The sequence below is a fragment of the Levilactobacillus zymae genome (assembly GCF_032190635.1).
Classification (GTDB): domain Bacteria; phylum Bacillota; class Bacilli; order Lactobacillales; family Lactobacillaceae; genus Levilactobacillus; species Levilactobacillus zymae_A.
In genome coordinates this window covers 2,553,848-2,573,988 of the sequence record NZ_JAVLAS010000001.1, presented here as the reverse complement: position 1 = coordinate 2,573,988, position 20,141 = coordinate 2,553,848, and the positions used below count along the sequence as shown (strand labels likewise).

Sequence of the window (20,141 nt, the reverse complement as noted above, 5' to 3'; positions counted from 1 at the left end):
AATATAGGCGGTTTCTACGCGTTTGTCAAGGGGAGATAGTTTAGCCGGTAAAGGGTTGCGGGGCGGCCCGCCCGCTTGGCCGCGGTGGTGCCGACGGCGGTGAATAGGTGACGGTGGTTCTTCTTGAAATTCGAGTTGTCGAGCGCACTTAGCGGGCAACGCAAGAAGGTCGCAAAGACGGTCCGGGCCTCACGAAGGGTGAAGGCCGTTCCCAGCGTCAGCAAGATATTGGGCTGGTAGTCGAGCTTGTTACGGATCCGTTGGCTAGCCACGGCAATCATCCAAGCGTGATCGAAGGCGAGGTGGGTTGTCGGTGCGGTCATATGGGTGGCGAGGGTGGCGTAGTAGGTCGCTGCCGGTACGGTTGGTGTGGTGAAGGTTGCGGTCCCGTGGTGGACCTGATAGGCGGCGGACTGGTCCCGAAATTCGAACCATTGCGCGGCCCGAGCGCCGTACCCGGGCGTCAGCGGGGGCATTTCTGGTAAGAAGGTCATGTAGGCGAGCGCGACGTGCCGTTGACCGGGCGTTCGGTGGGGCTGGGTAAAGGTCGCCAGTTGTTCGGTATGCAAGCTATCCAGCGCTAGACCGATTTTTTCACGGACCAGGCGTAAGGCCGCCGCATCGGCACTTTCGTCGGCACGCATGGTGGTTTCGGGTAACGCCCAGTAACCCTTAAAGGGGGCCTGATCCCGGGAAAGTAATAGGAGCTTGACGTGGTTAGTGGTCCGGTCAAAACTCCAAATCAAGTTGGTGATGGTAATGGTGCTGGTACTGGTGGCTGTGGACAAGGGCCGCCACCTCCTTTCAGTTCTATTTTACTGTAGTTGACGACAAAAAGCTCACCTCAAACGTGGTGAGCTAATGATGCCATTTAATGTGCAGGACGATGCGGACGAAGAAGTTCGTTGCCCCGGAGATGAGAAGTGAACAGGTCAACACGATGGTTAGTAGGGACATGACCGTGGCCACACCGGTTAGCCAACCCGCGGCGCCGTTGACCAGGGTCCAGCCGGCGGTGAGTACCATGATCAGCGTCACGAACCCAATCAGGCCCATCTGCGAATTGGCAAAATCGGCGCTGCTCAGGTCAAAGCCCCCGACGCTAATGTTCATGGGCAATACCCCCATGACCAACCACCGCCACCAACTATCGTGGGCCCCCACCACGGCTTCTCTGAGGCCTTCCCAATGCAGATCAAGGGGATGGCTGACAACGGTCATCAACCCACTAAACAGGTCGGGTAAGAGCCAGGCGGTCAGGCCCAATAAGACCAGACTGCAGCCGAAGATGGGGGCAATCCCGATAAAGAGATTGCCGGTGCTTTGGTACCAGCTATGTTGGTTCCAGGTGTGATTGACGTAACCGAGGGCCAGATCTTTCTCACCGTTAGCATCTCGTTGGTGGGGATGGGGCCGTTTGAGCAGCCGGAACTTAGTGATCTGGTGACCGAAAAGCAGGGCCACTAAGAGGTGACTGAGTTCGTGAAAAAAGATGCCGATGAACCCTAAATACAGTTCACTATTAATTCCAAACCCGTTGGCCAGGTATTGCTTAGTATTACGGTTGATCCCGGTCAACAGGGCAATAAAGGCCCCCGGAAGCACCAGGAGCCAAAAGACAATCAGGGCGAGGTTCTTGACGAGTAACGCGTAATCAACGGTCATCGGTTACTCCAGCAGGTCGGTGAAGGTGCCGTGAACCAGCGTGGCTAAGTCGTCAGCATTGAGCTCGACGGACCGCCCGATTTGTCCGGAAGAAACCAGGATCTGTCCCTGTTCGTGAGCGGTGTTATCCAGAAAAATTGGGAACTGTTTCTTTTCCCAGATGCCCACGGGGGTGTTGGCGCCGTGCTCGTAACCGGTGGTCTTAACCAGGTTCTTTAAGGGCAGCATGTCGACCTTCTTGTTGCCGGAGGCCTTGGCGAGTTTCTTCTCGTCGAGGTGTTCGTCGATGGGTAAGACGCCGACTAGGGGTCCGGTAACGTTGCCGCTGAGTACCAGGGTCTTATAGATGTGATGCTCATCGACGGCGGCGTGATCGACTTCCATTTGGGCGGTATCCCCGGCCATGTGGGTCGCAAATTCGTATTGCTGGTACGCAATTTTGTGTTTATCGAGGATTTGTTCGACGAGGGTTTTGTGTAACCGTTTTGTTTTTTTCTTCTTAGCCATAAAGGAAATTACCTGATTGACGGAATTAAGGTTCCGTCCCTTTCTTAAAAATATTTGTAATTGGACCGCACTTTAAAATGAACTGGAACGGTCAATTTTTATGAAAAAGCAGACACTGTTGCGAAAACCTGCTATACTTTACACCAGTGAAGCGTTTAGTGAATGAGTAATGAGGAGATATCATGGCAGATTTAGTTTATCGACAGGTCATGCGCGATTTAAAGCAGCGGATCCACCAGAATGAATTTCCCAATAAGCGGTTGCCCGATGAGCGGAGCCTTAGTGAAGCCTACGGGGTGAGCCGTAGCTCGGTAAAGCGGGCGTTGAGCATTTTGGCTAATCAGGGCATTATTTTTAAAAAACGGGGTTCCGGGACCTTCATTAATCCATTATATATGAAAAACCAAACAATTTTTCAATATGAGGGGTCAAATCTCGGAATTACCGACAGTATGAAGTCGGCCGGCAACACGCCGGGGATCCGATTATTAGGGTTCAATGTGGTGCCCGCGAGCAAGGAAATCCAGCAAGACCTCTTTTTATTACCGGGAGATTTTGTCTACGAGATCAAACGGTTGCGGCTGTTCAATGATCAGCCCTTTATGATTGAAACGGGGTACATTCCCATCAAGATCGCCCCGAACTTGTCTCAGCAGACGGTTTCGAGTTCCATTTTTAATTACCTGGAAAGTCAGGGCAAGGTGGTTACGAAATCGTTTATGTCGATTCAGGCGGCGCCGTCGACGGCGGACGATCAGGATCTCTTGAAGTTAACGCCGGTGGAACCGGTCGGCATCATGGAAGGGATTTTCTTTCTGGACGACGGGACGCCGTTTGAGGTGTCGAACATGCGGTTGCATTACCGATATTTGAACTATAACACCTTTGTGTCGTTGGATGAAGAATAAAAGCATGCGGACCCAGGCGCCTAGCCGGTGAGCATGCACGTTAAAAGAGCAAGTCTTCGGGTTGTGGAGGCTTGCTCTTTTAACGTGCGGCACTAGGGGACGGGCTGCCTCAAACGGTTGCGGGGAATAGCAATTATAGTAGACTCTCTTTCAGGTCCCAGACAAGCCGTTGGGGCCTTTTTAATTGGTCTACAATCGGTAATAATTGATGCGATTAATTTATCTAGACCATAAATCGAATTGGTATAGTTGTTACCCCGAAAAACCACGGGAAACTTCACGAAAATAAGGGGCTTTAGTCGCATTTTACGCCGATTCTTGGGATAATGAAGCTGTTGAGTGACTATGGCTCTATCTTTACATTAATTGGACCGTATCAATTTTCTAAAAGGTTGACTTTTTGCCAAAATACGGTATTATAGGAATTGTAAAAAGCGTCCCGGTAGCCACTACGAGATAAATTTTACGCCATTTTCTATCAACTAGATTATGCAGTGACGATTTCAAAGAAGGAGTGTTAATTACATGGCAGCAAATACAAACTTCGACTCCAAGGCTTACTTGGAAGGCGTTGACAAGTACTGGCGCGCAGCTAATTACCTTTCTGTAGGTCAATTATTCTTGCGTGACAACCCGCTGTTAAAGCGCGACTTAACTTCTGACGATGTCAAAATTAAGCCTATTGGGCACTGGGGAACCATTGTTTCTCAAAACTTTATCTATGCTCACTTGAACCGGGTCATCCAAAAGTACGATTTGAACATGTTCTATATTGAAGGTTCAGGTCACGGTGGCCAAGTTATGGTATCTAACTCATATCTTGATGGTAGCTACAGTGAAATTTATCCCAACATCTCGCAGGATGAAGAAGGCCTGAAGCGTCTGTTCAAGCAATTCTCCTTCCCAGGTGGTGTGGCTTCCCACGCTGCTCCCGAAACACCAGGTTCCATCCACGAAGGTGGGGAACTTGGTTACAGCTTGTCTCACGGGACGGGTGCTATCTTAGATAACCCCGACGTGATTGCCGCCGTTGAAATTGGTGACGGGGAATCCGAAACTGGCCCATTGGCCGCTTCTTGGTTCTCTGACAAGTTCATCAACCCAATCAAAGATGGTGCGGTTCTGCCAATCATCAACATGAACGGGTTCAAGATTTCTAACCCAACGATTCTTTCGCGCATGAGCGACAAGGAATTGACCGAATACTTTACTGGGATGGGTTGGGAACCTCACTTCGTTGAAATCGACGAAAATGATACTGACTACATGCGGGTGACTGAAGACATGGCCAAGACCATGGACGAAGTCATCGAAAAGATTAAGGCTATCCAAAAGAATGCCCGGGAAAACAACGACGAAACGTTGCCACAATGGCCAATGATCGTCTTCCGTTCCCCTAAGGGCTGGACTGGTCCTAAGCATGACCTGGATGGTAACCCAATCGAAGGGTCCTTCCGGGCTCACCAAGTGCCAATTCCAGTGGCTGCTGGTGACATGGAACACGCCGACTTATTGGTCAACTGGCTGAAGTCTTACAAGCCAGAAGAACTCTTTAACGAAGACGGTTCTGTGAAGGCAGAAATCCGTGATATGGCGCCTAAGGGTGACCAACGGATGGCCATGAACCCAATCACTAACGGCGGGATCAAGCCTGAACCATTGAAGATGCCTGACTACAAGAAGTTTGCCGTTGACGTTAAGGAACACGGCAAGACGATTGCCCAAGACATGTTGGTTTGGTCTGACTACCTGGCCGAAATGATGAAGTTGAATCCAAATAACTTCCGTGGTTTTGGTCCTGACGAAACCAAGTCCAACCGGTTATATGCCGCTCTGGATTACGGGAAGCGTCAATGGATGGAAGACATCCACGAACCAAACGACGAAAACATGGCCCACGAAGGCCGGATTATCGATTCACAATTGTCCGAACACCAAGCTGAAGGTTGGTTGGAAGGTTACGTTCTGACTGGTCGTCACGGGTTCTTCGCCACTTACGAATCCTTTGGCCGGGTCGTTGACTCCATGTTGACGCAACACATGAAGTGGTTGCGTAAGGCGGGTGAACAATCATGGCGTCATGATTACCCATCCTTGAACTTTGTCGACACTTCGACTGTGTTCCAACAAGACCACAACGGTTACACTCACCAAGACCCAGGTATGTTGACGCACTTGGCTGAAAAGAAGCCGGAATTAATCCGTGAATACTTGCCAGCCGATGCCAACACCCTGTTAGCCGTTGGGAACGTGGCCTTCCAGAGTCGCAGCAAGATCAACTTGATTGTGACCTCCAAGCACCCACGTCCACAATGGTTCACGATTGATGAAGCCACGAACCTGGTTAACAACGGGTTAGGCTACATCGACTGGGCTTCGACCGACCAAGGTCAAGAACCAGACATCGTCTTTGCCGTTGCTGGTACTGAACCAACTTGGGAATCCTTAGCTGCGATTTCCCTGTTGCACGACGAATTCCCAGAAATGAAGATCCGCTTTATCAACGTGGTCGACGTGCTGAAGTTGCGTTCGCCTAAGTTGGACCCACGGGCCATCTCTGATGAAGAATTCGACCGTCTGTTCACGACCGACAAGCCAATCATCTTTGCATGGCACGGCTTCGAAGACATGATCAAGGGTCTGTTCTTCGACCGTCACAACCACAACTTACACGTTCATGGTTACCGTGAAAACGGTGATATCACCACGCCATTTGACATGCGGGTTCTTAACCAGTTGGATCGCTTCGACTTGGCTAAGGAAGCTGTCAATGACATCCCAGAATACGCTGTTAAGGGCGCTTACTTCGTTCAACGGATGGATGACATGGTGGCTAAGCACACGGCTTACATTCGTGAAGTCGGGACTGACTTACCAGAAGTTAACAACTGGGAATGGAAGCCTTTGAAGTAATCTGCGGATAACTGCTGGGTAACCAAACCTGTTAAAACCTGAATAATTAAAGACGCGTTGATTCCACACGATGAAGTGGGGTCAACGCGTCTTTTTTGGCCCCATTTGGTGCGGGTTGAAAATATAATTTTCTTGTAATGATTACGCTTACATTTTTGGCAAAATATTGAAAACTAATGGCAATTAATGCCCGGAGTGACGGGGATTGTGGTCGCATGATGGATTAGCGGCACCCTTTCATTAATTATGACAATGAAACTTATTTACAGATTTTTCGCTTGATTTTTGAACAAAGTACCAGTATACTTTCGTTATTGAAAAAAGTTATCTAATTCACAAACAATCACGGAGGGCTTAAATATGTCGAAAAAAGTTGCGTTAGTGACCGGTGCCGGTCAAGGAATTGGGGAAGCCATCGCTAAGCGGTTGGCCAATGATGGATTTGCCGTTTCTTTAGTGGGTCGTCACTTGGACAAGGTTCAACGTGTGGCCGATGAAATCGTCAAGGCCGGTGGGGAAGCCATCGCCTTGAAGGCTGACGTGGCCAAGCGCGACGAAGTCTTTGCAGCCGTGGATGCCACCAGCGAAAAGTTCGGCGACTTCAACGTGATCGTTAACAACGCCGGCTTAGGCCCAACCACGCCAATCGACACGATTACGCCCGAAGACTTCGAATGGGTTTACTCCGTGAACGTTGGGGGTGTTCTGTGGGGCACGCAAGCCGCACACCAAGCCTTCAAGAAGTTCGGTCACGGTGGGAAGATCATCAACGCCACGTCCCAAGCCGGCGTTGTGGGGAACCCGAACCTGGCCCTTTACAGTGGCACTAAGTTTGCCATCCGGGGAATCACGCAGACCACGGCCCGCGACTTGGCCGAAGAAGGTATCACGGTCAACGCCTTTGCACCGGGTATCGTGAAGACGCCAATGATGTACGACATCGCCCATGAAGTTGGCCAAAACGCCGGCAAGAGCGACGAATGGGGGATGGAAACCTTCTCTAAGGACATCGCCATGAAGCGGCTGTCCGAACCAGAAGACGTGGCTAACGCCGTGGCTTTCTTGGCGGGCAAGGATTCCAACTACGTTACCGGTCAAACGTTGATCGTTGACGGTGGGATGCAATTCCAATAAAAATCAGCTAAACAATTAAGAGCCTCCGGGAACGGTTTAACCGTCCTGGGGGCTTTTTTGCGCCGATGGGAAAATTCAGCACCCAATGTTCGGAGAAACCAATGCTCCTGAAATTAGAGTGACACGCTTAGTTTTAAAAAAATTTTACCCGTGGGTCGCTCGCGCCAAATTATGTCATGGGGAATCGATATAATAAAGCTTGACCGTTAAGTTAATAATTAAGCAATTAACGGATGATAGATTTATAAGGAGGAAATACATATGAAATTAACCACGATTGCGGGCGCATTGGTTGCGGCCACAACGCTAGGGGTCTCGCTGGCGGTGACCACGCCGGACGTTGCCCAGGCTAAGGCTAAGAGCAGTTTAGCGGCAGTCCCGCAGAGCTTACGCGGCACTTGGTACCATTACCAAGAAGCTAACGGCTACTTTTACGAATCCCTGAATTTAGGGGCCAAGAAGATGACCGTCCGCAACGCTTATGATGCATATGGGCGTAAGCACGCTAAGAAGACCTACACGTTGCACGTCGCTAAGGATGTCAATAAGATCACAAACGGCGACTACATTACCAAAAAGACGGCTAAGTGGATGTACGCCGCGACTCGTAAGAACGGGTACACCGAGATTGATAACTGGAACTTTGGCTTTGATTCCGTCGGTCATGGTAACTACAAGGTGAGCCACCAGACCTATCAAGGTAAGTCGGTTAAGGTCTTAACCAACAAAACAAACTATGGGTTTACGGACCACTTCTACCAGACTAAGGCCCAGGCCAAGTTCTTTAATCCCGTTGGGGCACTACATAAGTAAACTTGGATGATCAACTATTGAGGAGGAATCTTTCCATGAAACTAACCAAAATTTTCGGTGCCGTCTTAGCCGCACTTAGCTTGGCGGCTGTGATGACCGTGGCCACCCCAGAGGTCACGGCGCAAGCCAGCACGAAGATGAGTCTAGCCCAGTATCCGGCCAAGTATCGGGGCACCTGGTACTATTACCAAAAGGGCCACTACAACCGGTTCACCGTTGCGGCGAAGAAAACGACCGTCCGGAATTACGTCAACAAAAAGTGGCAAACCGGAGAGGGACTGGTCAAGTCGATTGCGTTGAATAAGACGCCGAAGTCGAATAAGAGCAACCGCTACGATGAAGTGTTGTTCATGAGCCAAGGCTGGTTGATGAACGCGGACCGGGAAACTTATCGCAAAGGGGCCAAGTTCCATTCGATGGGGACTGAAGGCTACAAAGTGGTGACGCGACACTACCAAGGTAAAAAGGTGAAGTCACTTATTATTAATAGTATGTGGAACTATGGGAATGGGGAATGTCACTTATTCCACTATTACAAGACCAAGGCCCAAGCCAAAGCCTTTAACCCGACCGGCGCAGAAGAAGACTACCCGGGTTAATCAACGTTCCCCCCCGAGCGAAGCAGGCCTACTAGGGGCCCGCTTCGGTTCGGGGTACTGAGAGCTATCCAGGAAAATTGGAGGAATTAACCATGAGGAGTAAACACTTAGCTGGCTGGCAATGGGGATTGATGTTACTGGCCATCGTCTGGGGACTGGGATTCGCCGGGGGGACTTCGGCTCAAGCCGCTAACACGCACTTTGCTACCCGGAAGATCACCTATCATATTAATGGGAAATCGTCGTACTATCATCAGGTGTGGACCAACGCCGTCAAGGCTTGGAACAGCACCAAGGTGGTTAAGCTTAAGCCGACTACCAAGAAGAAGGCCAAGATCCAATTTGCCATTGACAAAAAATCGGCGGGGATCTGTCCGTATGTCTACACGTATATCTTATCAGGTAAACGGAAGACCTCGTGGGCGAAGGGGTACATGCACGGCGGTGTGATGTCGAAATTCCTTTATTCTAAGGAACAACGCACCAGTATTGCCATCTGTGTCGTGGGCCACACCTTAGGGTTGCGCGATAACGAAATTGACTGGGAGACGAACATAGTCCCGGCCACGGATCGCAGCGATTTAGCGCATGCCTATGCCCATATCAAATAACCAGTAACCGCTACGCCCACTGATGGCTAACGGCTGCTGGTAAGTCACACTATTTTAAGAATAATAACTAGCCCCCGCCATTTTCGGTATGTTGAAAATGGCGGGGGCTAGTTGGTTTCAATGATAAAAGTTGCGGGCACTTTCCGGCAGTCATTACCCCAGCGACAGCCATCGTTGGGACTGGTATACTAAGATGTAACGAATTTAAATTGCCGGACCTTACTTCTGCGGTGCGGTCAGGCTGACGCGTACCAGCTTAACCTGATAACTAGCTGCGGGGGCGTGCACCGTCACGACATCGCCCGCCCGGTGGCCCATCACGGCGCGGCCCAACGGTGAAACGCGGGTGGTCTTCCCCGCGTCCAGGTCGGCTTCGGCGGTTCCCACAATCTGGTAGGTGACCGTCTCGTGGTCGTCGAGAAACGCCAAGGTCACCCATTTGCCTAGCTCGACCACCGGATCGTCACTGGGCGTCACGATGCGGGCGTACTGGCGCTCTTTATTTAAGAAGCGTAACCGACTCTCTAAGTGCCGCAGGTCCCGTTTGGCGGCACTATACTCCGCGTTTTCGGAGAGGTCGCCGTGGGCCCGCGCCTCCGCTAGACTGGCGATCTTATGCGGTCGGTCGGCCTCCAGTGCCGCAATTTCCCGTTCGATTTGGTGGTACCCCGCCGCCGTGATAGGGTTAAAGTCTCGCTGATTAGCCATGTGCAACACCTCTGGGTAGAATAATGTGACGCCGGTGACGTCTAAGCACAGTTTAACGCAGTTTGTAGAAGGAAGGAAACCGTTGTGAAGTTAACTGGCCGATATTGGCTTCGTCAGGCAAGCATTGGTCTCGTGATGGGCCTCGTTCTGGGGTTGCTAGGGCACTTTAATGCGGCCCAGTTCCGGGTGATGCCCCAGGTAACCTGGGGGGATGTCTACTTGATCATCTGTTGGTTAGGCTTTCCCTTTGCCAAGTGGATTTTGTTGGAAGATCACCGCGCCGTGACCGCCCCAACTTTCCACCGCAAACGACACCGAGCTGCCGAACAGACGAGCTCCGTCTATGAACGTCATCAGCCAGTTCGCCGGGTCCAGGCCGCGCCCCGGGCACCATTGAAGGTTTACTGGCTAGTATTGATCGATATTTTTTTAGCACTGGGGAGCCCCTTGGTTTTAGTTGGTTTTGTGTCCTATCTAATAAGACACAATTAAATTGCTCTGAAATTAGGCACTTTAACGTGCATTTAACGACGTTTTTGCCTCTTATCGTCTGAATGGTTCATTCCATGATATTCTTAATGCAGTTGGAAGGGACCAACCACTTCAGGACGTGGGCCCTAACCAAGTGGGGATCATGCACCCCGCTTCATAGACACCTAGTTGAGGGACTTTTTGGAACGTCACAATGTGCTAAGGAGTAAGATTCACTAAATAACGGATTATTACCAAATGTAGTCAGTGATTAAAATTAAGAACTTGGGGGAGTGCTAAATTTTACCTACTAATTAATGGGATAATCTGCTTAGAGTATCGTCCGTTGGGGGCGGTACTTTTTTTGTCATTAAGGGGCTTGATCACGGTCGTCGCCCATGGTGGCGTTACCACATGGTCACGGGATTAAGCGATGAATTTGGCGTGAGCAGCGCTGGTCGCTGGTCACGATAATGTAAAGTATCAGTGCATTTTACCCACCAAAAGGATTGCAACGAATCCTAAATCACGTTACATTAAAGGTAATTAGTGAAGGGAGACGATGGCGGTGTTATCGGTCTATTTCTGTGAGGATAACCCTGAACAGCTGGCTCACTATCAGGAAGTTGTTCAGCGCTACATTATGATTAACGATTACAACATGCAGATTAAACTCGCGACGGTCAGTCCTAAGGAATTGTTGGCGGCACTGGAGACGGATGCACCAAAGTATGCTCTGCTATTTTTAGATATCGAATTTCCGGCTGAGGACATGAACGGTCTGGAAACGGCGATTGCGATTCGTCAACAGCTGGGGTTTGCGGAGATTGTGTTCGTCACCACCCACTCGGAGATGGCGCTATTGACGTTTGAACGTAAGGTGGAACCGATGGACTTCGTGGTTAAAGATTTGGGTCGAGAACAGATCGATCAAAAACTACGCGAAAACGTGGATTACGGCTTTCAACGGTATACCAACTACCTCGAAAATACGGAAAACTTGTTCCAGTACACCATTGGGGGGCGCACCTTTAGTTTGCCCATGGGGGACGTTTACTTTGTCTCGACCGCGGACACCCCTCATAAGGTTTCGGTGCACGCCGCCAACCAGTTGGTGGAGTTTCCGGGTTTCTTAAAAGACATTGCGGATCAGTACCCGGACCTGTATCGCACGGATAAGAGTTTTCTGGTGAACCTCGACAACGTGAGCGGTATCGATTCGGAGAACCGCCGGCTGATCTTTCCCAATGGCGATCAGACCGACGTTGCCACCCGCCGCTTTCACGAAGTCAAGACCCTAGTTCAGAAGCATCTCAACGAATGATAGGTGATAGACGTGGCTTTCCATTTATTTGATCAAAATTTCTGGGTCAACTTCGTGCTGGCGATGACCATGCAGTGGTTCTGGACCATCTGGATTGGGGAGATTCGGCCCCAAAACTGGTCGTTGCCCCTGAAATGGGTCCTCTGGGCGTTAATCCCGGCAGTCATCGGTGAGGGGTGGAGCCTAATCATCCCCCCGTTAGCGGCACTGACGTATTTGGTGCGCCACCGCCGTAACCTCGCCCTGATTTTTATGAACGCCACGATTATCATCTTTTTGATTGTGGTGTTGGTCAACGACTTCTCCTGGGAACTCATGCGACAACTGTGGGGGGATGGCGTGGCCCAAAGCGTGATGGGGGTGGCGAGTCGGCTGACGGTGCAGCTGATGGTCTACTCGATGATCTCACTAGGGGTCGCCGAGATGCACATTCAACCCGGCAACCTGGATCAATTGGCGTTGAGTCATAAGGAGCAGTGGACCGTTCTGGCACTCCTGTTAAGTCTAGCGTCGTTGGTCGGGTTGTCGTCAAGTATTATTCACCAGATGAACCTGAGCCAGGGGATGCTGACGTTTGCACTGGGGATCGAGGTCCTGATGATTGGCCTGATCGTGGTGAGTCTCTTCGTCTTCTTGCGGAGCTTCATGATTCGGCAGCGGGTCAAGGCCGATTACCAGACGGCGATGTTGCAGAGTCGCTACGACCGACGCATCTCGGATCAGGTGCAAAACATCCGGGACTTTAAGCAGACCTACCAGAAACAGATGCTGCGGCTGGGGGATTATCTGGACGCGGAAGACTATGACGGTCTAGAGCGTTATTACCAAACGCTCAACACGCGGTGGCAGACCACTAACCAACTGGCGGGGCTAGAAATCGATGGGTTGCAGCGGTTGAATGACCCGCCCCTCAAGAACCTGTTGTTCCAGAAGATTCTGGCGGCCCAGAATCGCCAATGGCATTTTCGCTTAGAGGTCCCGGACCCGATTCAAATGATTCCCATGAATAACGTCCAATTGTTGCGCATTCTGGGTATTCTCCTGGATAACGCCATCGAAGCGCCCCGGGTGGGGGAACTGCCCGAGATTTACTGTGCGATTCTGGATTATCCGGACGCCGTAGAACTGGCGGTGGCCAACCCGGTGTCGGCGGAGCATCCCCCGGCCATTACGCAATTTATGCGGGCCGGTTACACCACCAAGGGGGGCGGCCACGGTCTGGGGTTGAGTACGGTGCAGGAGATCATCGACCAGACGGCCAACGCCTCCCTCCAGATTATGATTAAGCGGCAGCATCTCTACTTTACGATCATTCTAACCAAGACGGGAGGCGAGTAGTGTGTTAGCCGTAACTGTCCCCAGCTTCTGGGTCGCCGACGTCATCATGGGCTTTTGGTTTATCTATTTTCAATACTACTGGTTGCCGCAGTTACGACCGCGGCATTTCCTCGCGTACGCTGGGGGGTTGGCCTTGGCCTATGCGAGTCTAGATACCTGGCTACGGTTAACGGCCCACCACGCGTTAGTTAGCTCGCTACCGGCCTTACTATTGGTGGGCGTCGAGGGAGCGGTCTTAGTGCGGCGCAACGGCCGGTACTTTCCGGCGTTTATCAGCCTAACGATTCTAGCTTACCTGCTGATTGAGTTCATTGATACCGTCAGTCTGACGGCCACCATGTTGCTGACGAACGTGTCCTTTATGGCCAGCTTTCCGGGCAGCGTGGTGACGTTAACCTTCGACTCGGTACTTTTCACCCTGATTCTGCTGGCCACTTTATCCACCCAGGCCCCCATTGAAAATCTCGTTCAGTCCCTGTTGGGCCGCGATGCGGAATACTTATTTCTGGCCCTGATGTCGGTAATGATGCTGGTCTTTAGCCTGTTCGAATACGCCCTGCAGGCCTTGAATTGGTCGGTTGAAGCCCTGATCTTTTTGATGGGCATCTCGGGGGTGTTCATGTTGGGCATCACCCTGAGCACCTACATCTTGGTCCAAAGCCACCTCCAGTCCGAGCATACCTACGCCCAGTTACAGGATCGGCGCTTTCACGACCAGTACGAAGCGGAGCTACACCGGCAGATCTCGCTGGTTCGGAAGTTCCAGCACGATTATCAAAACATGTTGTTGGGCCTGGGGGGCTACCTGGCCGATCACGACTATGCCGGATTCCAGCAGTTGTATGTGGATATTCGCTCGCGGTGGGTCACCAGTAACGCCGCTGACTTAACGATCGATGACTTGGCCAATATTCCCAAGATTGGGGTACGCTACGAGGTTTATCATCAATACTTAGAGGCCCGCCGGTTGGGTGTGGACATGTTCGTGAAGACGCCTGAACCGTTGACGTTGACCATGGAAGCCCTGCGGCAGTTGGCCCGGATCGTGGCCCGGACATTCCCCATCGTGTTACCTTACGCCGCGCAGCTTCAACCGGCCGTGGTAACCTTGGAGTTGATCGAAACACAGTACGACGTGCACTTTCGTCTGACCTTTCCGGTGGGCGATGACGCGCGCGTCCTGACCCAGCACCGGTTGACCAGCGCGCAGGGGAATCTGGACTTTAGTCGGGTAACCCGCCACTTGACGCTAGATACCAGTACGATGCTCCGAGTGAAATTACACTGGGGTCAATTAGAGATTGTCTTACCGAAGAACGAACAAAACTAGGGGGAGGCACGCCGGGATGTTAACGCCGAGCGGTAGTGATTTTTGGTTAACTAACTTTGTGATGTGTGCGTGGTTCATTTCGTTTCAATTTTACTGGTTTCCCAGTCTGCGCACCCGCTGGTTTCAGGGGGCTTACCTGGGACTAGCGGCCGGGTTTACGGGCTTAAACCTGGTCGCCAAACAGGTCGAGTGGGGCTGGCTGCGCGGTGCGTCCGTCCTGTTGATCCTTGCCGTGGAGTTAGGCTGGTTCGTTTATCGGCGTCAGCAGCGGCTGATTCCGGCCTTCTTATCGGTGTCGATCTTGGACTACCTGCTCAGTGCCTTCGTCAATAGTGTGGGGGTCACCCTGACCACCTTACTGACCTCGTATCGGTTTACCGTGTCGACCTGGGGGCTGACGACCATGCTGACCTTTAGTACCATCCTGTTTGCCATGATTTCGTTGGGGTTATTAGGCACCCAGGCGCCCATGGAAAACTTCATGGAAGCCGTGATTACCCGGCGGACACAGTACCTGTTGCTCCTGTTCATGACGCTGATGTGGGCCGTGTTCATCCTGTTTCTGTCGACCTTACGGCTCCTACACCGCTCGACCGGCTACCTCTTCTTTCTGGTCGGTATCACGGGGGTGGTGATGGTCGGCTTCTCGGTCAGCATCTACCTGTTGTTACAGACCCACCTGCAACAGGAACACGCCCGGATTCAAGCCCAGCATCAGGCCTATCATCAGCAGTATACGGCCGAGCTGCAACGCCAGTCGGTCCTGGTCCGGAAGTTCCGCCACGATTATCAAAACATCCTGTTGGGCCTAGGGGGGTACCTTAATGAACGGGATTACGCGGGTTTTCGGCAGTACTACATCGATATTCGCTCGAAGTGGGAGACTAGCAACGCGGCGGATCTGACCATCGACGACCTGCATAACATGCCCAGGGGCGTGGTCCAATACAGCATTTACCACGATTATCTGCTGGCCCAGCGTCTGGGGGTCAACCTGTTCGTCAACATTCCGAAACCCTTGACCGCGACGGTCGCGGTCGGTCGGCGAGTCGGACGGGTCCTGGAGCGGTCGTTACCGGCCACGATTCACGCGGTGGTGGCCTTAGAGCCCGCCATGGTGAACCTGAAGATCACGGAATCGGTGGAACTGACCTGGGTGGAGTTGACCTTCCCCCTGCCGACTAACGTGCAAATCATTCACGGCAATCGCCTGGTCGGGGAGGGGTTCCAACTCGATTTCTCGGAAGTTCTGAAGGGGTTACCGTCCGCCATTACCCTGCAACTAGAAACCAAACTCCACTGGGGACGGTTGTTGGTGACCCTGCCGATGGACTAACCGGCAAAAAAAGTTTCACAAACTAAGACATAACTTATTGTTTAATTTAGGGATTTATAATTGTAAAGAAAGCGCTTGCAATTGCGAGTTCGTCTGCTATACTAGGAGTTGTAATACCAATCAATCTTTCAGAGAAGCTGCAAAATCACCCTGATTTACGGTTTCTTGATTTTGTGAATTTATCCTAATTGTGACGATTAGAATTCATTCATACTTCGACTAACGGTGTGTTGGTCGAAGAGATACTGAACAAGCTCAATATAACATATTGAGGTTTTAGCTAATTTGAGCAACAACGTTTCCTGACTACAAACTTGATACGCTGAAACTCTAATGATGCTAGTGGGAACCGGAGTGTGGTTACTCCGGTTTTTTTGTTGTGTTCACAAAAAGGATTGTGATTCCCGCCCAAAATCGGTAAGCTGGGAGCGGGGAGGGGAACACATGCAAAATTTACGGGGAACATGGTGGTTACTGCTAGTGGGAATCATGCTTGGCTGTAGCTTACCGGCGCAGTCGGGCCAAGCGAGTCACGACGTTCGGGGACGAGTGACGTTAGAGCTGCGCGGACGGCCCATTCGGGTGACCGCACACAACCGCTCAGAGGTTAGCCGGCTGTTACGAATTCGAAATGGTCATTTGCGATACCATTATATTCGGCACCGCCGCTATATCGTGTTGTCGGACCACGCGTCAACCGCTGGCCTGCTGGTCAAGGCGGGCCGCCACCGAGCCGTGGTGCGTCACGGCCGTTACCACTTCGCCGCCGGAGTGGTGCCGCGGCGGTTGGCCATCTATTCGCCCCACGGTAAGCTCAAGACGGTGCAAAATCCACACCGTCACCGGGTGGTTAACGTTCATTTGATCGACGAGGCGAAACTGGCGTAAACGCAGTTAGCTGGCGGGGGGTCAATCTAGCCACCACCTTAGCGCACGTTTCGTCATCAAAGAGTCTGGGATTTTCATTCCAGGCTCTTTTGCTGGGGCGGGCAAAGAAGGCCCGCCACGTTGCGGTCGTCAAAAATAATGGTCATGGCTCCGAGAAGTGAGGGCGCGCGAACGAGGACCGGTCTTACTTAATCAGGGGGAGTAGACCCGGACTTAACGCGGATTGACCGAAATCGGTCTAGGCAGATTGCCTTCCTTTATGACAAATGTAATATTTAAAAGCTTGTCACCGGGACCAATGAAGGCTATAGTGAAACTGTTCTATTCAATACATAGTTTTTGGGAGAAAACAATGACGCCGTCGATAAGCGCGCCCCTGTGGGGTTACGCCATTGCGGCCAGCCGTACCGAACACCGGGGGGATGTCGGACGGGTGGTCGAGAACCACGTATGCCGTGGAGAACGGTTGTGTCATCGATAATTGTTGCCCATCAAAACTGGATTATTGTATTTTGTGCCGAAGAGTAAAGTTGGTCATCGGAGACCATTCTAAAAATAGCGTTGTCGTCGTTGACGGCAACGCTATTTGGGGTTTTTGGAGTGATTCCGGCCGGGGGCGGGATAACATCGGCGGTAAAAAAACAGGCTTGGCCGGAGCCAAGCCTGTTGAATCTTAGTGTTTACCGTCGGCGACCTTGGTGTACAACAGTTGGAACTCTACGGAGAGATCCGTATCGGTGTTGTAAGTGGTGTACCCCATGCTAGCGGGGTAACCCACAGCGGTGTTTAAGTAGAAATTCTTCATTTTATGCTGCGTCAACGTCTTTTCTAAGTACTTCGCGAGATCCTTAACCAGGGTCTGCGTTTCACCGGTCTCGGCATCGACCTTGGTACCTAACGTCTTTTCAATGCCTGCGGGGAACCAAGGGTCCATGTTGGCGGTGAGCTTATCGTCGCTCGAGCCCACCCGACCAGCCGTGCTGGAATATAGGTAGTGGATGTCCTTGGCTTTGAGCTTGCCGGTGACTTCGTCGTAAGGATCGAAATTATCGGCAAAGGCATCGGTGGTTAAAGCGCCATCCCAGTCGTCAATCTGGGCTAAGCCCTCGTAGGCGCCCTGGAGATCCTGACTGACCTTGAAACCGTCCTTGACCATTTGGGCGGTGACCAACTTGGTAAATTGCCGGTCTTGGCTGGCCGCTGCTGGTGGTCTTTTGGACCGTAAAGTTAGCAGCGGATTGGGTGGTGGAATCGTCGGTCGTGGTTTGATCTGCCTTGCCGGCCTTCAAGTAACCGCGCCAGATCCAGCCCTGTAAGGTGCCATCTTCGCTGGTAACGTGGTAATAGATGGCTGAGTTGCCCTTGGCCTTGCGGTAGAGTTTCTCGTGAGCGTCGGTTAACCAGGTCACGTCGGCCGTATCGGCGTTGTTGCCGTACTTGGTCCCCAGGTGCTTGGAGTACCGGGCGCCGGTGGTGGCGGTGTAGGCGTGTTGCTTCATGCTCTTACGCCAGACCAGCTTGACGGAATTCGACCGGGCCTTGGAGTACTGTCCCTGCGTGGTCGTGGTGTGGTCCGTGGTGGCCTTGAGGTAACCGCGCCAGATCCAGCCCTGAAGCTTCCCGTCACTGCTTTTGACGTGATAGTAAATGGCGGACGTGCCCTTGGCCGGCCGGTAGAGCTTTTCGTGGGCATCGGTGACCCAGACCACCGCTTGAGTGGCCGAGTTATTGCCGTACTTGGTTCCCAGGTGTTTGGAATACCGGGCGCCAGTGGTGGCGGTGTAGGTCTTTTGTCCCATACTCTTGCGCCAGACCAGCTTGACGGATTGACTACGCGTGGCCGAGTAACTGGCGGCGTGGGCGGTGGTGGCGGTCATACCGAACCACGCGCCGAGCCCCAGACCGCAAACCAGCGCGCCTTGAACAATTTTGCGCATCTCAAAATTCCTCCTTTAGACTTACTTTCAGTGTAGCACCGGGAGAAATTCCACACTAGGCTAAATCGCCAAACGAATTGGTATTGTAATAATTGTTAGGGACGATTAATCCGCTAAGCAGCGGTTTCCAGACAAAAAGGATTGGGCAATCAAGCCCAATCCTGGGTAAATCGGTCGAGTTAAGCGGGGACGGCGGTGACCACGAAAAATTTACAGAGGAGAAACAGGAGTGTGAGGAGCGACAACCAGATATCCAACCGGTTCACCCAGTTGGTATCGCGGGTGTCTTCGAAGACGGTGAAGTGGGACTGCACACCAATCAAGCCACAGAAGAAAACGCCGGATAACCACAGGGCGTCGTGAACGGCGAGGCCCGCGACTAAGATGGCTAGGTTAAATAAGATCATGACAATTTTCGCAACGTTAACGGGATAATAAATTTTAGTCATGGTGCCCATCCTCCTATTCTCAAACCCAAACTTAGCTAGTCCTGAAAGTGAGCTTACCTACAGCATAGAAGAAGGTGCCCAAATGTGCAGCAATTAAGGCTCTAAATCCCTGAGTATGTTCACCAAATGGGGTTACTGAAGAAACCCGCGCTTTACCGCGCAGCTTCCCATTGTGGGGGAGAACGCGTATGATGAAAGAATATCGAGGGGGATTAATGATGCAACGACTATACTTATATTTAAAGGGTTTATTGCCAGCAGCCTTACTGATCTTTTTTAGCGGGATGACGCTTACCCCCATGTCGTTTAGCTGGGGCCTAAATGGGTGGGACGGTTACTACCTGTTGAGCTATCTACTAGTTTTTCCGGCGGCTTACCGTCGCACGGTCGGGTCGTTCAACCAGAGCAAGGACCCGGGGCGTCAGCTACAGCATCCCCGGGACAACGCAGATCAAGAGGCTGTGCGCACCGGATCAGCTTATGCCAATACCGGGCACTTTGGGGTGGCCCGAATCGGGGATGCCGGGGAGCATGAATTTGCCGTGATCCGCTGGGGCACCAGCTTGATTTATCGCCTATTTCTGGTGGCAGCCGGCATTTTTGTGCTGGGGTATCAGTGGGGGAAGCACCGGCGCTAACCGGTTAATGGTGAGTCAATCGAGTAAAAAGAGACAATCCTCCAAGGCGGCCACGTCTAGCGGTTGCCCCGCTTGGGTGGCCCGTTCGTCGAGGTAGGTTAACCATTGGCTGCGGGCCGCTTCATCAATCCCCGGATCATCGAAGGTATCGTTGAGGTCGGCGGCAATTTCTTGGTACGTCAGTAAGTCGGCAAATAGGAGTCGTTGCGTGGCGGGAATCAAGAGAAGCGCACCACTTTTCTGTGGTAGGGCGAAACATTCGTGGCGAGCCGGTGGTTTAAGCATCATTTGGTCACTTCCTTAGCCTTAGTGTACCATCGAAAATGAGAAGAATCTAATTAATTGGTAACGCTTAAAAAAAATTCCGGGATTTATTTAATCATTAATCGATTTAAGTGATTAGTCGAAAAAAGATTGACCGCTACGTTTCTAACGATTTACTTAGGATTTGACGAGCGCTTTGGTAAACGTTGCCGGGAATGGGCGGATAGGTTAGTCTAGAAATGAGGATTGACCGGTCAACCACGGGGAACCGCGGCAGCGGGTGGCTGACGGGCCGATCCACCATTGAT

At 51.8% G+C, this 20,141-nt stretch carries 21 protein-coding genes; 13 read left to right on the top strand and 8 right to left on the bottom strand.

The annotated features are described in order from the left end of the window. Nucleotides 1-14: 14 nt before the first annotated feature. The 3 genes from RI501_RS12255 to ybaK all read right to left on the bottom strand — a co-directional run bounded on the left by RI501_RS12255 (nt 15) and on the right by ybaK (nt 2,172). Nucleotides 15-788, bottom strand: coding sequence for an NUDIX hydrolase (locus RI501_RS12255; protein WP_313822998.1), 774 nt, complete (start codon nt 786-788; stop codon nt 15-17). 70 nt (nt 789-858) lie between these two features. After that, nucleotides 859-1,665: a hypothetical protein gene (locus RI501_RS12250; protein ID WP_313822996.1), complete on the bottom strand. Its 807-nt coding sequence runs from the start codon at nt 1,663-1,665 to the stop codon at nt 859-861. 3 nt (nt 1,666-1,668) lie between these two features. Beyond that, nucleotides 1,669-2,172, bottom strand: coding sequence for a Cys-tRNA(Pro) deacylase (gene ybaK, locus RI501_RS12245; protein WP_313822994.1), 504 nt, complete (start codon nt 2,170-2,172; stop codon nt 1,669-1,671). 182 nt (nt 2,173-2,354) lie between these two features. Between ybaK and RI501_RS12240 the strand changes: the two genes are divergently transcribed. The 6 genes from RI501_RS12240 (at nt 2,355) to RI501_RS12215 (ending at nt 9,150) form a co-directional block, all read left to right on the top strand. Next, a complete protein-coding gene (locus tag RI501_RS12240; protein WP_313822992.1) occupies nt 2,355-3,080 on the top strand; it encodes a GntR family transcriptional regulator in 726 nt (241 codons plus the stop codon). A 525-nt stretch (nt 3,081-3,605) separates the two neighbouring features. Then, nucleotides 3,606-5,993 carry a phosphoketolase family protein gene (locus tag RI501_RS12235; protein ID WP_313822990.1) on the top strand — a complete coding sequence of 796 codons (2,388 nt, stop codon included), beginning with the start codon at nt 3,606-3,608 and terminating at the stop codon, nt 5,991-5,993. 360 nt (nt 5,994-6,353) lie between these two features. Next, a complete protein-coding gene (locus tag RI501_RS12230; RefSeq protein WP_313822988.1) occupies nt 6,354-7,127 on the top strand; it encodes a (S)-acetoin forming diacetyl reductase in 774 nt (257 codons plus the stop codon). Between the two features lie 261 nt (nt 7,128-7,388). After that, nucleotides 7,389-7,940: a hypothetical protein gene (locus RI501_RS12225; protein ID WP_313822986.1), complete on the top strand. Its 552-nt coding sequence runs from the start codon at nt 7,389-7,391 to the stop codon at nt 7,938-7,940. Nucleotides 7,941-7,975: 35 nt separating this feature from the next. Further along, nucleotides 7,976-8,539 (top strand): hypothetical protein, encoded by a 564-nt coding sequence (locus tag RI501_RS12220; RefSeq protein ID WP_313822984.1) that lies wholly within the window; start codon nt 7,976-7,978, stop codon nt 8,537-8,539. A gap of 92 nt (nt 8,540-8,631) precedes the next feature. Next, nucleotides 8,632-9,150, top strand: a complete 519-nt coding sequence (locus RI501_RS12215) for a zinc metalloprotease (RefSeq protein ID WP_313822982.1) — start codon at nt 8,632-8,634, stop codon at nt 9,148-9,150. A gap of 219 nt (nt 9,151-9,369) precedes the next feature. Here the strand turns inward: RI501_RS12215 and greA are convergent, their stop codons facing one another. After that, entirely contained in the window at nt 9,370-9,858 is a 489-nt protein-coding gene (gene greA / locus RI501_RS12210) for a transcription elongation factor GreA (RefSeq protein WP_313822980.1), read from the bottom strand. Nucleotides 9,859-9,942: 84 nt separating this feature from the next. On the opposite strand from greA, the gene RI501_RS12205 reads away from it, so the two are divergent. From RI501_RS12205 to RI501_RS12180, 6 genes are all read left to right on the top strand, one after another. After that, nucleotides 9,943-10,350 carry a hypothetical protein gene (locus RI501_RS12205; RefSeq protein ID WP_313822978.1) on the top strand — a complete coding sequence of 136 codons (408 nt, stop codon included), beginning with the start codon at nt 9,943-9,945 and terminating at the stop codon, nt 10,348-10,350. 547 nt (nt 10,351-10,897) lie between these two features. Beyond that, nucleotides 10,898-11,653 carry a response regulator transcription factor gene (locus RI501_RS12200; RefSeq protein ID WP_313822976.1) on the top strand — a complete coding sequence of 252 codons (756 nt, stop codon included), beginning with the start codon at nt 10,898-10,900 and terminating at the stop codon, nt 11,651-11,653. Nucleotides 11,654-11,665: 12 nt separating this feature from the next. Next, nucleotides 11,666-12,991: a GHKL domain-containing protein gene (locus tag RI501_RS12195; RefSeq protein ID WP_313822974.1), complete on the top strand. Its 1,326-nt coding sequence runs from the start codon at nt 11,666-11,668 to the stop codon at nt 12,989-12,991. A 1-nt stretch (nt 12,992) separates the two neighbouring features. Beyond that, on the top strand, nt 12,993-14,321 hold the full coding sequence (locus RI501_RS12190) for a signal transduction protein (protein ID WP_313822972.1): 1,329 nt from the start codon (nt 12,993-12,995) through the stop codon (nt 14,319-14,321). Between the two features lie 16 nt (nt 14,322-14,337). Continuing rightward, nucleotides 14,338-15,657: a signal transduction protein gene (locus tag RI501_RS12185; RefSeq protein WP_313822970.1), complete on the top strand. Its 1,320-nt coding sequence runs from the start codon at nt 14,338-14,340 to the stop codon at nt 15,655-15,657. Between the two features lie 444 nt (nt 15,658-16,101). Beyond that, complete coding sequence (locus tag RI501_RS12180) at nt 16,102-16,545, top strand: hypothetical protein (RefSeq protein WP_313822968.1); 444 nt, start codon at nt 16,102-16,104, stop codon at nt 16,543-16,545. 673 nt (nt 16,546-17,218) lie between these two features. On the opposite strand, the gene RI501_RS12175 is transcribed toward RI501_RS12180, so the two are convergent. The 3 genes from RI501_RS12175 to RI501_RS12165 form a co-directional block, all read right to left on the bottom strand. After that, nucleotides 17,219-17,701 carry a hypothetical protein gene (locus RI501_RS12175; RefSeq protein WP_313822966.1) on the bottom strand — a complete coding sequence of 161 codons (483 nt, stop codon included), beginning with the start codon at nt 17,699-17,701 and terminating at the stop codon, nt 17,219-17,221. Further along, a complete protein-coding gene (locus RI501_RS12170; protein ID WP_313822964.1) occupies nt 17,634-18,482 on the bottom strand; it encodes a hypothetical protein in 849 nt (282 codons plus the stop codon). The genes RI501_RS12175 and RI501_RS12170 overlap by 68 nt, the downstream gene beginning before the upstream one ends. A 179-nt stretch (nt 18,483-18,661) precedes the next feature. Then, complete coding sequence (locus RI501_RS12165; RefSeq protein WP_313822962.1) at nt 18,662-18,931, bottom strand: hypothetical protein; 270 nt, start codon at nt 18,929-18,931, stop codon at nt 18,662-18,664. 218 nt (nt 18,932-19,149) lie between these two features. Here RI501_RS12165 and RI501_RS12160 point away from each other — a divergent pair, with 218 nt between their 5' ends. Further along, nucleotides 19,150-19,569 (top strand): hypothetical protein, encoded by a 420-nt coding sequence (locus RI501_RS12160; RefSeq protein WP_313822960.1) that lies wholly within the window; start codon nt 19,150-19,152, stop codon nt 19,567-19,569. A gap of 15 nt (nt 19,570-19,584) precedes the next feature. On the opposite strand, the gene RI501_RS12155 is transcribed toward RI501_RS12160, so the two are convergent. Further along, a complete protein-coding gene (locus RI501_RS12155; RefSeq protein ID WP_313822958.1) occupies nt 19,585-19,857 on the bottom strand; it encodes a hypothetical protein in 273 nt (90 codons plus the stop codon). Nucleotides 19,858-20,141: the final 284 nt, after the last annotated feature.